We start from the raw sequence: 13,400 nt of genomic DNA, 5'->3' as shown, positions 1-13,400 counted from the left end.
TACGGGAATATTGCTGTTGAGCGTTTAACACAGGTAAAAAACCCGTTTTCTTTCGTATTTATGAGTAAGTCCTACTAATCTAAAATCCAAAATCTAAAATCTAAAATCCCTTAATGGTGGAACGTGTAATTAAAACGGGTGTTGGGTGGCGTTTGGGATGGAACCCGGAGGCCCAGGAGTTTAAGGGTTTGGTGGGTGGCGACAGTTGGGCGATCGAACTCACGGAGGCTGAGTTAAACGATTTTTGCCGATTGTTGGGGCAATTGGCCGGCACAATGAGTCACATGGCCTCTGAGTTAATGGACGAGGAAAAAATAGCTATTGAAGCCGAAAGCGACTTGCTGTGGGTGCAGGTGGAAGGCTATCCCGAAGCTTACAGCGTGCAGTTGATCTTGAATGCTGGCAGGAGGTGCGAGGGTTTTTGGCCGACGGCTGTGGTTCCGACTTTGGTGCAGGCTGCAAAAGTTTTAAAAGTTTTTTGACTTTTTCGGGAATTCTATGCTAAGCTGTTAAAGCTGTCGGGGCGTAGCGCAGCTTGGTAGCGCACTACTTTGGGGTAGTAGGGGTCGTGGGTTCAAATCCCGCCGCTCCGATTGTGATAAAACCTTCTCTATGAGGAGGTTTTGTTGTTTTAGGGCCGACGACGCAGCTCTTACCATTCTCAATTAGGGGCATCGGCCCAGAAACAAGAATCAATCTCTGCTTCCGAACAGTCTATAGCTGTATCCTCAAATTCAAAGGCTTTGCGATTGCTTCGCGACCCTCACAATAAAATTAATCATAAAAAAAAGGCGTTTGTACTTGACAAACGCCATTTTATAGAATTACAAACGCGGCGTCTTATCTTGTTTAAACGACGCTAACAATTCGCGAATTTGGTCGGCAGCAATCTCGCGCCCGCCCAAACCAAAAGCTAGAGCAATGCCAACTGCGATCGCCCCAAGCAGGAGCCCGAAAGCCAAATTCACAATATCGCTGCCAATGCCCATCTGTTGCAGCGCCAAGGCTGAAACAAAGGCAATAATCGCGATCCGAGCCGCTTGGCCCAAAAGCCGCGCTTGACGAGTTCCAGAACTGGCAATCAAACTAAACGCCAGATTCGCCAAATACAAGCCGATCGCAAATACCACCAAACCGGCCAGCACCCGACCTGCAACCAGGACAATACCGCTAACAATCGCAGTCAGTGCTGGAATCCCCAGCACATCGGTAGCCGCCACCACAGCAAACAGCATGATGCCCACCTGCACCACGATGCCGACAAACTCAGAAGGCGTGCGGGCCGGAAGTTCCGGTTCCTGAAGAATCGTTGCCTCCGGATCGATCGAACTTGGCGGTAGTCGCAGTCGCTGTTTCGGCTGCTGCACTCCCAACCAAGAAAAGACATTGTTAAAGCCAATTCCCGTCAGGATATTAGTCACCAAATCGCTGATCCAGCGCCCCAAAAAGTAAGCAACCCCCAGAATTAGCGCTGCTGTAAAAATGTTGGGAAGCGCGCCCAGAATTGTGTTGAGCATCGCGATTGCCGGCTGCGAAATCGCCTGAATGTCCAAAGCGTTCAGAGCTGCGATCGCCGTTGGAATCAAAATCAAAACATAGACGATCGTACCGACAATCCACGAAAGCGATTGTCCGCCAGAAGTCCGCGAAATTCCAAACCGAGCGCCCAAACCGTCCGCCCCAGCAGCAGCCAACAGATTCGTAACAATCCGTCGCACCACCATAGCCAGTAGCCAGCCCACAAACCCAATCACCAAAGCTTCCAGAATTTTCGGAATTGCTGCCAGAATTTGGTTGAGTAAATTATTAACCGGCAGCAGAGCCTGCTGCATTTCCAGCGAGTCGAGAATCAGCGGCAAAAACAGCAGAAAAATGAACCAGTACAGCGCATTCGCCACAGTATCGCTCAGCAGCAAAGGGCGCTCAGTGGGCGCAGTTCCCACCTCTTGATTCAAGCGCTCGTCCACGCTAAAAGCCCGCATCGCCCGCGATACGGCCATTTTGGCTACAGTTGCCAACACCCAAGCAATCCCCAACCAAATTAGTGCACCGGCTAACTTCGGCAAGAAACCGGTAATTTGATTGAGAAAAGTATTGAGGGGTTGCGAGACAGCCGTTAGATTCAGCCGGTTGAAAAAGGCAATTAGGAAAAATACAAAAATGATCCAGAACACCGCTGCGGAAATCCATTTTTCCACGTGCGGGGCTCCAGCTCCTTCCGGGCGCCCGGTAATCCAAGCAGCCAGCCGATTGTCCAGCGTAGTCTTCTTGAGCAATCCCCCCACTAAAGAAGAGACGAGGGCTGATACTATCAAGCCAATGAGCAGGATACCGACGGCCCAGAGGAGATTTTCAATGTTTGAGCCCTGAAGGAAATTGTTAATTCCGCGTTCTGCATCTGTCAGCGGATTCCCGGGCTGGGCCTGGGCCAAAATGCGATCGGACAAAGCCCCTATGGGGCCCGATATCGGTTGAGTTATTTCTTGCCAAGTTTCATTCATTTTTTTCTCAGGTTAACGTCACATTTGACAAGGTGAAGACGAAACTTTAATAATAGTTCCAAAAAATCTAGACATCGCCTAAATTTAATGTTTGTACACTTTTAATGTACTGGGTTAACTACAAAACCCTCTATCGAATTTGGGATAAACCAATCTCCGACTGCTTTTGGGCCAATATTCCAATAACCGTTTACATCGGCATTGATGAAGCGTCCAGTTTGGGTTCTGAACAATCCTCTTTTTACCCTACTGCCAATGTAGTCGGAATGTTGTTGAATTGGTTCCAAATCCAAAGCTGAACATTGGGAGGTGTAACTCTCCTCAACTAACAGAACTGGAATTCCAGCAAGTTGTCCTTTGTACTGCAACATTTGCACAAACCGGCGATGGGGAATACAGGGAAAATTTTGATTATTAACCAAACCTGTATTAATCCCATCTTTAAAATCATCGTTCCAGCCTATAGCCAGCAAGCCAATTTGATGATTAACGAGTTCTTTAATAATTGCGTAACTCGTCGTGGGGAGGTAGTAATCCACTTTACAGTTACGCTTGTGCCACAATTTGGCGAGTTTTTTACTGTTTTTTTGCGCTACGGGCAGCAATAATTTCAATGCCGATGAAACTTGATTGCAGTATTGATTGGTTGACTTAACAGCCTGTCCGTCGTAGATTGTCGCTACTAGCCCACGAACATTGTAGGTTAATGTTGCCAGATTGTTTAATCCTAAAGCTATGGCAGCTACTGTCTGATTAACTTGTAAAGGCTGTTCTAACTTCTCATAGAGCACTTCGACCACATAACAACCTACTTTGGGAACAATCCGGATTTCCAGAATCGAGGTGACTTTTGATGGCAACCAAATATTAGTTCCAGAGGGGCGAACATATCCTTTTTTTAAAGCTCTTTTGCTGACAGCTTGACAATTAAATACAACTACATAGCGCCCGTTCTCTCTTTTTCGATCTCTTGAACCTTGATAATGAGGGCTTTGCGCTGCGGTTTTAAATTTAGTGGTGTATTCCTGATAGTTTCGCACCCCTAGATAGTAGCTAGTCCATGCTTTGATCTCTAAGCCGATCGTGCTTTGTGCTAATTTTGCGGGCAGTGCTTTGTAATCAGGACTTGTTTTGAGGGCGTGATCAACAGCCAGAGCGTTTGTTTGTTGGCTAGCAAAAAATTTTTTATGGTAGATGTAGTTAGCGCTATTGTAAAGATTTTTGCACAACAAAGAGAGTCTATCGGCTTCTCGATAAAACCTATGATTTGGTTTAATGATGTGCCTTTCGACTAACTCCATAATCGGTATATATACTTTAATTCAAGATGATACACTGTATTTATGAGTGTGTCAATCTTTTAATTTCTGGGAAAATTGACGTTACAAGTAAATAAAGGACTATCAAGTAAGCAAAGTTTTGTAATACCCTCCTTGTTGCAGGTTCTCATGTCAATTCGTCAAGTTTTCGAGCAATCCATTGAAATTCGCGCTGCTGCTACTCTTGTGGAGCAATGTATAGTCGATCGCACTTTAATGCACAAGTGGCTCAATCCCCTGCTACGCTGCGATCCCCAGGGTGAATGGGATACTGCCGTAGGAAGTCGCAGCTTATTTATCATAAAAATTCCCGTTTTGCAACCCTCTTTAGAGAGTGTTGTGTTGGAGCGACAACCCGGTTTAATTGTTTGGGGGTTTGACGGATTTTTCAAAGGATGCGATCGTTGGGAATGCCAGCCGCAAATCCAAGGAACTCTCTTGATTAACCGCTTTGAATTTCAAATTCCCAATCGTTTAATTAGATTTGGTTTCAATCGCTTTGCAGCCCCTTGGACAGAAAAAGATATGAAAGACCAACTCCGCAGACTCAAGCGGGTAGCAGAGCAACTATCTCAAAGAATGGGTAAGGGGTAATGGATAATGGGTAATTGGGAACTTTTACCCTCGCGTAGCCGAGTAATTGGTAATCGGTCATAAGTAATTGCTAATAGCTGAAAGCTAGGGCTAATAGGAAAAAACACCAATTCCCAATTCCCAATTCCCAATTACCCCTTCCCTCCAACTTCAGTTATTTATTTCGCACTTCCCGATGGATTGGGCTGACAAATCATTTCTCTCGCCGAATTCACGGCTTGGTTAGCCGTATTTTGCAAAGCCGGGGAATTCTGATACAAAGCTTGCAAATCTTGCACATCTTTAATCACTCGTTCATAAATAACCATCGCTTGATTGCCGTCAACTTCTAAAGCAGCAGGGCTGTAATTTTGCATCACTTCTATCAGCGATATTTTGCCATCTTTGGAAGCTGCGACTAAAGCATCGCGCAGTGCCGGCACGCTTTGAAGCCGAGCAGTCGGCGCATAAGCAACCTCGCCCAATTGTTTGAAAACAATTTCCCCAAAATAAGTGCTTGCTAGTCGCGCTACTAATTGGGAATCTAAAGGCACTTCTCGCGTTAATATTTCGCGCATCGACTCCGGAGTTTGTTTCGCAAGACTCAGAACGCTTTGCAGTTGAGATGATGCTTGGCCGGTTTGTGCAAAGCTTTGCAAGTCGCTCATCGGTAATGTTACGTCAACAGCACCGTATTTTACGGTAAGATTATCTAATGCAAAGGCTTTGCCACTGCTTAGGAATACTGCACTTGTTCCCAGCAAAAGCGCCAAACCTAATGATAAAGAATTTGACATTCTTTTGGTTAAATGGGCTGACAGCGGTTGCATTCCGTTGAGATAACCTTGTTGAAACTGAAAGTTCATAAGTTTGTGCCTCTTTACGTCAAAATACTTTTTCGATCGGTCGTCTGTGCAGGTATCAGTGCGGGTATCAGTGCGGGTATCAGTCGGGAAAGTGGACTCGGAAGTTCGGTAAATGACCTATGATTCTACAGTCACGTCAAGCAAATTTAACCTATCAAAAGATAGGTATTAATTGACCATTAATATGTTATAATTAGCGGTTTGACAATTTTATATACCTTTGCAAAAATTATAAAAGCGAATTTGAGTCGTGGGGCAGCAGTTTATTGAGTGTCACTTGAATAGGTCTTATAGTGTGCGATCGATAGCAAATTTAAGTTCACATATCCCGATCGAGCCGATCGACTAATTGGCGAATTCTAGCAGCATCAGGAGCATTCGGAGTATTTCTCAGGTATAGTTCCAAATCGTGGCGCGCTTCCACCAAGCGTCCCAGTTGATAATAGAGAATTCCGCGATCGCGCCGTTCCCCCAGCGCATCGGGAAACAGCAGCAAAATCCGTTCGATCGCCAAGAGTACCCTCACAGCATCTTGCTGTTGCAAGTAAATCGCCTTCAGATTTCCCAGCATTCGCCCCAACAAATGTCGGCGACTTACCGGGGCGAGAAAAGTCGGCTGCAACTCCATAGGTTGACCATAAATTTGAGAAAGTCTGGCTTGACAATCTTCAGGAAACAAGATTTCGCCGCCGTTAAACGCATCAACAAAAATGCCAGCATCTTCAAAATCCGGTCTAATTAAAAAATGTCCTGGCATCCCAATTCCCACCATTGGAAAATCAATGCGCTTAGCAACCTCCAAATAAACCAAAGATAAAGAGATCGGAATACCAGTACGCCGATCGATAACTTCATTCAAAAAGCTATTGCGGGGGTCGTAATAATCAACATCATTGCCCGCAAACTGCAACTCCCCATATAAATAGGCGTTAATAGTTTGAATAATCCGCAGCGGATAATTCTGTGCCGGCAGGCGATCGCGCACTTCATCTGCGATCGTGTCGAGAGCGTTGAGATACTCCTCGGGTTCTAAATTGGGGTATTCTTCCAAAGCCATGTAAAGAGCAGCTTTCGCCAGGTCGATCGAGCCATCAGGCTGATTTATTTCTTGATAAAAGAGTTGTCGGGCGATCGGAAAATCCATATTTATCATTTATTTGATTTTAATTGACATTTTATACGAATATCCAGTTGCCCAAAAAAATATTAAAAACATCTCTCTCTTCTCTTCCTCTCTGCGTTCTCTGCGCCCTCTGCGGTTCAAAAAAAACAGTCTTGTATGTAACGCGCACCTTACAGCTTAACTTTTAACCTTTAAATCCCGTGACTTTTGCCAATCACCCAACTGCGGCGAAAAATCCGAGCCAGAGTCGATTCTTCCAAAGCAAAATAGATAGGGCGACCGTGAGGACAAGTGCGCGGATTGCGAGTTTGCTGCCATTCATCCAACAAATTTTGCATTTGGGAAAGACTCAAAGGAGTACCGTTTCGCATAGCGCTACGGCAAGCAGTCGCAACTTGAGCAGCTTGCAAATCTGCGACTTTACTGAGTTCAAAAATCGCCTCCGCACAGTCATCTCGATCTGCCAACAATTCAGGAACTTCGCGGGCCGCCCATAGCTGTTCCCCAAAACTTTCTACTTCCAAACCTAAGCGGGATAAATTTTCAATTTGCACTGCTGATAATTGACTCAGAATCACTGGTTTTTCTAGACATTTTAGCTGCCACGCCGCACACAATTGCTCGTATAAAACGCGCTCGTGAGCGATGTGCTGTTCCACCAACCACATTCCACTGGAATGTTCCGCAACAATGTATGTATTGTGGACTTGAGCGATCGCCCTCAATTCCATCAATCCTATTTTATTAGCTTTTTCCTCTTCACCGCCGCCATCATTCTGCCTAGCCGAAATCCCGACCCTGTAAGCACTTTTTTGTTCCGATGCCTTCAGCAATTTTCCCACTCGATCGGGAATTGGGGCAGGCGGCAAAACTTCATCGTTCAAATGCAAAGCACGAGTAATTGCCGCGCTAACTTGCGCTTGCCAAAAACTCGGATCATGTAGATAAATTTCCACCTTAGCGGGGTGGCGGTTCCAGTCGATTTCCGAAGGGGAGATTTGCAGGTGGACAAAACACACGGGATAGCGATCTCGCGGACAAGTGCGGGCAAAGGCGCTGAGAATAGTTTGCTCTAATTCGGGCGATCGCACAACTCGCCGATTTACCCCAACTTTCACCCAATCCGGCCGTCTGCGGTGACAGCGATCGGGCAAACCAATTACTAATTCTAAAAACTGGGAATTGGAAATTGGGAATTGGGAAGTAGCAACTGGTAATTGGTAATTAGGCTTAACTGTAGCGCCCACAAGTTGAGTTTCTAGCAATAAACTTGCAGCTTTCTGATTTTGAGGACTCGCAGGCAAATCTAACTTTAAATACTGCAAATCGCTCGATCGCACACCGCGCACGAACTGAGGTAAAAGTTGTTCTGCTGTGCTACCAGGAGTTACGTGCAAACAAGGGGTATTTGCTTGACGCAACTGCCAATTAACGTGCGGGTGACAAATAGCAATTTGCTGAAGGGTTAATTGGATCGATCGCATTTGCTGTGCCGGCGACAAAAAACTGCGGCGCACAGGCCAATTGCCAAACAAATTATCAACAGTCACCACCGTACCCGGAGCGATCGCGGCTGTTTCCACCTCTACAGCAACGCCCGCGTTATTGTAAACCACCCGCCAGCCCGATCGAGCATTTTCAACTCCCCCCTTGTTAAAGGAAGATTTGGCGGGGGTTTGCGCCGACTCTCGATTTTCAGAAAAATCCCCCAATCCCAAATCATTCGATCGGCTCAAAACCTCCAAACAGCCCAACTGAGCTAAACTGTGCAAAGCTTCCCCACGAAATCCCAAAGTATCAATTTTGTAAAGGTCTGCTTCCGTGGTAATTTTGCTCGTACTGTGAGGCGAAGCCGCCTGCTGCAAATTTTCCAGATCCATTCCTGTACCATTATCTGCAACTTGCACCCGCCACTGTTCGGGCCAGACAGAAACAACGATGCGAGTTGCGCCAGCATCCAGAGAATTTTCAACTAATTCTCTTACCGCTGCGGCGATCGAGTCAATCACTTCGCCGGCGGCAATTAAATTGATAACTTCTGTGGGTAAAGTTTGAATATTAACTGGCATCAAATTTTTAGCAGTTCGTTAATTCAATTATACTTGATTCTCCAAGTCGCTACACAGTATTATGACTTACGCTCTTAAACCCGGTTTATTAGGAAAATATTGTTTTACAACAAGATATTTACTCATCAACTAAGTCTCTGATGCTTAGTGAAAAAGTCCTAAGTATATATCTTCCAACCTGCTTAATTTTGCTCTCCTAAAGCCATGATTTTCGGCAAGCGGATGTAAAAAGTTGTACCTTTTCCGTCCTCTGACTCATAAGTAATTTTCCCTTTGTGAGCCTCCACAATCGACTTAACAATCGCCGTTCCTAACCCAGTACCAGTCCGCTTGCCATAAGTCACAAACGGTTCAAATAACTTTTCCTTAATTGTCGGCGGAATGCCTGGGCCGTTATCGTAAATGCTAATTTCTGCCCACTCCTCACTTTGTGTCACCGCAATCTCCACCCGACCCCCTCTGCCGCCAAAAGCCTCAACAGCATTCCCAACTAAATTTTGTAAAACGCGCAAAATCTTATTTTCATCCGCTTCCACTATTACTTCTGTCACCCGTACTGCTAAATCTACTTTTGCTGCTTCACAATAAACTCTGTTCAACTTTTCAAACTGCTGCAACGTCTGAATTAAATTAACTGGTTTTTTATTGAATACAGAATTACCTCGCGAAAATTCTAATACTTCTTCAGCCATCCCCAACATTCGATGAACCTGCAATTGAATAAGTTCACACCACTCCTGAGTTTCCTCATCCGGGTGCATTTCTTTGAGCATTTCACTGGAAAGTTTAATTCCGGTAAAAGGACTTTTGAAATCGTGAATAATTGTACTCACCATTTCTCCTACCAATACCATTTTTTGTTTGTGTACCAACTGGCTCACATATTGATCCGTGGTCTCCCGTAAATTTTTAGTAATGAAACTAAACATTTGCAGTACCGAACTGCCTTTAGCAAACTGGAGAGTTGTGATTAGTTCTTCACGGCCTATTTTCGCCAAAGTCGAGCCTGCAACTGCCACAGCTCTAGCACTGCGAGGCTCTCCGTCTAAAACTCCGAGTTCGCCAAAATAATCGTCTGGCTTAGCGACAGCAACCGTTTGATATTTATGATTTTCAATCCGCTTGCTAAACTCGACTTTACCTTCTAAAACTAGATAGAAAAAATCGGCTATTTCTCCTTCTTCAAAAACCAGCGTTTCCTCAGCAAAACTCTCCAAAACAGCTATTTGGCAAAGGTGAGCAGCTTGCTCTGGTTCAAAATAAGACATAAATCGATGAGATGCCAGATCCATGTGAAAATACCTGAGACTTAATTTAAACAGTTTCTTTCTTCTATTTTCGCCGATCGCCCTCGGTGCGTTAATAAAATACAATACTGCTTTAATCTGGCTCTCTTTTCTAGCCTCCCAGGCTGTGACGCCAGGACTAGCGTCTGGATGCAGAGCCAGACTAGGACAGCAGCACCAGCAATCTCACCAAAGTTCTCAGTTAGTTGACTAAAATACATAAATATTGTACTATTTTTGAGATTTAAATTGGACGTGGGAGAGTTCTCCGGCCACCTCAGAAGATTTTAACTGTAGAGAGATCGTGTAAATTAAATGCCGATCAACCGAGTTTACAAAAATTAACGATTGCCCGATAAAACGATCGCAGCATTCTGCCCGCCAAAGCCAAAACTTAAACAAACCGCATTTCTGACAATAGCCGATCGCGCACAGCGAACAAAATCTAATTCAAACCCCGGTTTTTTCATTCCCACGCAAGGCGGCAACATCTGATATTTAATACTCATCAAACAAAAAGCCACGCCCAAAGCTCCCGAAGCTCCCAAAGTATGACCCGTAGCCCCCTTAGTCGAACTAACAGCAATTCCTGGGTGAAATAACTTCTCAATTAACAGTGCTTCGTGTCGGTCATTCAACTCAGTTGCAGTACCGTGAGCATGAATAAAATCTATATCAATCGCCGCTAAATTACTGCGTTTCAAACATTGATTTACCGCCGCGATCGCACTTTCCCCCCCCAGCTCCGGCGCATTAGCATGACAAGCATCATTTGTCAAGCCAAAACCGGAAACTCGACCGTAAATTTTAGCACCACGACGCCTTGCCAACTCGGCAGATTCTAATACAAATAAAGCCCCGCCTTCACCGATCACAAAGCCTTCCCGATTTTCATCAAAGGGATAGCACCCATTGTTTGCCAAAGCACCCATCCGGCTAAATCCAGCCAGAGTCAGCGGTGTGATAGGCGCTTCCACAGCACCTGCGATCGCCCGCTGACACTCACCCGTGCGGATTAAATCAACAGCGCGGGCGATCGACTGTAGGCCCGTCGCACAAGCAGCCATCGGCGCCAGCACCGGCCCCGTCGAACCAATTGCCCTCGCCGCTGCGATCGCCCCCATGTGAGGCAAAAAATTCACAAATTGACAATTAGTAATCGGTAATTGGGAATTGGGGATTGGGAAGTCGGAATCGGTAATTGGGAATTCCCTTGCTTTTTGCGACTTCCCTCTTCCGAATTCCCTCAGACTTCTTTCAACTTCCGTCTTTCTTCCATCCGTTACATCCGTTACACAATCCGTTGCCGAACTTCCTTCGCTTGCCAACAGTTCCAAATTTGCCTGGAAGCCACGGCTAGAACCGATCGCAATCCCGCAATCTGGCAAAGGCAAAGTCAAATTAGCATCTTGCAAAGCATCTGCTAAAACCTGCCGAATTAAAGTTATTAAATCAGCAGGTTTTGTGCCCACCAAAGCCAAAGGTAGCGGTTCCATTTCTAAAAAAGGTTGATGGTGTCGAATTCCCGACTTCCCGGACAACAATCTTTTCCAGCCATCATCCAGAGTACCTAAAGCCGAAACAAGACCAATTCCGGTAACAACAACATCCATAAGTAAAAGGCTTGCTTTTGGCACAAAGTAGAAAGTAGAAGGCAGTTGTTTCTCAAATGACTACTGCCAACTGCCAACTGCCAACTGCCAACTGCCAACTGACTACTAATTAACAGCCTTAAAATTTTCCAAACCCTGAGTAACGGTAGCCTTATCAATGCGATCGCCCGCTTCAATCTTATCAATCACATCCATGCCTTGCTTGACGTACCCAAAAACCGCATAGCTACCGTCCAAAAACGGTACATCGGTCAAAGTAAAGTAAAACTGAGAAGAAGCCGAATCAGGACTCTGCGATCGAGCCATAGCAACAGCCCCGCGAGTGTGCATCAACACGGGTTTCTCCTTAACCCCAGCTTCTTCTAGCGTTTGGCTGTAAGTCGGATTGGCAGCACCTTTTACTTTAATTTCCAGAGGAATCCTGCGTTCGGTAGAAGTTTTTGGGTCAATAAAACCCCCAGTTCCCAGTCGCGCTGTAGGGAATTTAGGGTCTTTACCCTGGGGGTCGCCGCCCTGAACTACAAAAGGCTGAGGTTCCCGCACGACTCGGTGAAATACCAGCCCATCGTAGACTCCTTTCTGAACCAAATCGACAAAATTGCCCGCAGTAATTGGCGCATTTGTGCCGTCGAGTTCGATCGTAATTGGAGCACCTTTAACCGTCATCACCACCGTTGCTTTTCCTTCCAATCGTGGCAAATTGCTAAATTGCGAACTCGCCACTACAGCAGGAGAAGGAGACGGAGACAAAGAAATATTTTCACCCGACGCCGGATTTGGTGTCGGAGTCGAGTTTGCCACAGGGGAACTACCGCATCCTCCGACAAACAGCGCGCCAATTATTAAAAGTGAGAACAACCACCGCTGAATTTTGATTTGCATTTGCATTTGTATTTTCACTTTGAGTCAATTACGGACTTGGCAACTAAAGATTTTAATTCAATAGTCCGAACTGTTTTTAGTTCGTAGTCTAAAAACCGCGATTTTCCTTGGATAGCGAACTTGCCTAATCGCCTTGAAACCCTTATTCTACAGTTGGCAATCAAAAACTATCCGAAGTATTGTGAATTGATAGATTCAAAAATTGGTAACGGGCTTACTCGCAGATCGATCTTTTTCACTTACCAGCTAGGTAAGGTGCGCGGCCCGGCGCACCCTACGAGACATTACCAATCTAAAATCTAAAACCGCAAATCGAAAATCCCTAAAGTCCTTCTAGGGGAACTTGCAAAAATCGAGCCAATTCGGCCGCTTGATTTTCCACTTCAGACAAAGCAATCGGCTGTCCGACTCTAGTCAGGGGAAACTGACGGCGGTCTTTGAGCTTAAGATAAATACTGCGGCGGGGATTGAGACCTTCTTTAATGTCTACCCGCACAGATTGCACATCCGATGTCTTGCAATTAAAATCAACTTTGCGGTTTTTGCCGGGAAAACCCCAGCGAAAGATCCGAATGTTACCAGTTTGTCGATCGAACTCGTTGTAACCGCCACCGACATCCCAGAGAATAGTCAGCCACAGGTAGAGCGCCAACAGCACGCCACAGACACCGTAGAAACCCATCGCAATGCCTTGGGGGATGAAAACAAGCTGAGTCGGGTCAGCAAAAGGCAGCAGGTTAACGTGCAAGTAGCTGGAAATGCCCGACAGCAGGAAACCAGTCCCTCCAATGCTGACCACCGTCGCCCACCAGTAATTGCTGAAGCGGCGGGAGCCCAAAACCGGGTAGCGCAGGACAGGATCGATCGAGGTCATTGTTTTTGCAGTCATAAAATTAAACAGCCTTAAAGCCAAATCTTAATTCAATTAGCCCACCGAGCGTCACGCTTCGCTGACGAGATCGCGATCGACCGATCGGCATTGTGTATCAACTCCTGCTAATTATGTTGAAAAATTATGAACTTCTAATATATAGTTATGTTAACTTTAATTAGAAACCTTGGTCTTTTAACAAGCAAAAGGATTTTACCCCAATGACAATCGCAGTCGGACGCGCCCAGACCGAAAGAGGCATATTTGATGTCCTCGACGACTGGCTCAAACGCGATC

At 45.7% G+C, this 13,400-nt stretch carries 11 protein-coding genes and 1 tRNA gene; 3 read left to right on the top strand and 9 right to left on the bottom strand.

The features are described from left to right. Window positions 1-113 precede the first annotated feature (113 nt). Window positions 114-482, top strand: a complete 369-nt coding sequence (locus tag Q5691_RS22080) for a DUF1818 family protein (RefSeq protein WP_333347055.1) — start codon at window positions 114-116, stop codon at window positions 480-482. Window positions 483-519: 37 nt separating this feature from the next. Continuing rightward, window positions 520-593: transfer RNA gene (locus Q5691_RS22075), tRNA-Pro, on the top strand. Window positions 594-824: 231 nt separating this feature from the next. Here Q5691_RS22075 and Q5691_RS22070 read toward each other — a convergent pair. Continuing rightward, the gene (locus Q5691_RS22070) at window positions 825-2,501 is read right to left on the bottom strand and encodes a mechanosensitive ion channel (protein WP_333347052.1); all 1,677 of its coding nucleotides are present in this window, start codon (window positions 2,499-2,501) and stop codon (window positions 825-827) included. Between the two features lie 101 nt (window positions 2,502-2,602). Next, the gene (locus tag Q5691_RS22065) at window positions 2,603-3,802 is read right to left on the bottom strand and encodes a transposase (protein ID WP_333347049.1); all 1,200 of its coding nucleotides are present in this window, start codon (window positions 3,800-3,802) and stop codon (window positions 2,603-2,605) included. A gap of 147 nt (window positions 3,803-3,949) precedes the next feature. Here Q5691_RS22065 and Q5691_RS22060 point away from each other — a divergent pair, with 147 nt between their 5' ends. Further along, window positions 3,950-4,414, top strand: a complete 465-nt coding sequence (locus Q5691_RS22060; protein WP_333057572.1) for an SRPBCC family protein — start codon at window positions 3,950-3,952, stop codon at window positions 4,412-4,414. A 158-nt stretch (window positions 4,415-4,572) separates the two neighbouring features. Here Q5691_RS22060 and Q5691_RS22055 read toward each other — a convergent pair whose 3' ends face one another. The 7 genes from Q5691_RS22055 to Q5691_RS22025 all read right to left on the bottom strand — a co-directional run bounded on the left by Q5691_RS22055 (window position 4,573) and on the right by Q5691_RS22025 (window position 13,121). Beyond that, on the bottom strand, window positions 4,573-5,259 hold the full coding sequence (locus Q5691_RS22055; RefSeq protein ID WP_333216036.1) for an alpha/beta hydrolase: 687 nt from the start codon (window positions 5,257-5,259) through the stop codon (window positions 4,573-4,575). 319 nt (window positions 5,260-5,578) lie between these two features. Then, entirely contained in the window at window positions 5,579-6,403 is an 825-nt protein-coding gene (locus Q5691_RS22050; RefSeq protein ID WP_333347085.1) for a SirB1 family protein, read from the bottom strand. Window positions 6,404-6,573: 170 nt separating this feature from the next. Beyond that, on the bottom strand, window positions 6,574-8,451 hold the full coding sequence (gene mutL, locus Q5691_RS22045) for a DNA mismatch repair endonuclease MutL (protein ID WP_333347046.1): 1,878 nt from the start codon (window positions 8,449-8,451) through the stop codon (window positions 6,574-6,576). A 182-nt stretch (window positions 8,452-8,633) separates the two neighbouring features. Further along, window positions 8,634-9,743: an ATP-binding protein gene (locus Q5691_RS22040; protein ID WP_333347043.1), complete on the bottom strand. Its 1,110-nt coding sequence runs from the start codon at window positions 9,741-9,743 to the stop codon at window positions 8,634-8,636. 335 nt (window positions 9,744-10,078) lie between these two features. Then, complete coding sequence (locus Q5691_RS22035) at window positions 10,079-11,350, bottom strand: beta-ketoacyl synthase N-terminal-like domain-containing protein (RefSeq protein WP_333347039.1); 1,272 nt, start codon at window positions 11,348-11,350, stop codon at window positions 10,079-10,081. Between the two features lie 105 nt (window positions 11,351-11,455). Then, a complete protein-coding gene (locus tag Q5691_RS22030; RefSeq protein WP_445242650.1) occupies window positions 11,456-12,238 on the bottom strand; it encodes a peptidylprolyl isomerase in 783 nt (260 codons plus the stop codon). A gap of 316 nt (window positions 12,239-12,554) precedes the next feature. After that, window positions 12,555-13,121, bottom strand: coding sequence for a photosystem I assembly protein Ycf4 (locus Q5691_RS22025; protein ID WP_333216027.1), 567 nt, complete (start codon window positions 13,119-13,121; stop codon window positions 12,555-12,557). Window positions 13,122-13,400: the final 279 nt, after the last annotated feature.

Origin of the sequence: Microcoleus sp. w1-18aA5, from assembly GCF_036701705.1 — a bacterium.
Taxonomy (GTDB): Bacteria; Cyanobacteriota; Cyanobacteriia; order Cyanobacteriales; family Microcoleaceae; genus Microcoleus.
The sequence above is the reverse complement of the archived record's forward strand: the minus strand, read 5'-3'. Positions and strand labels throughout refer to the sequence as shown.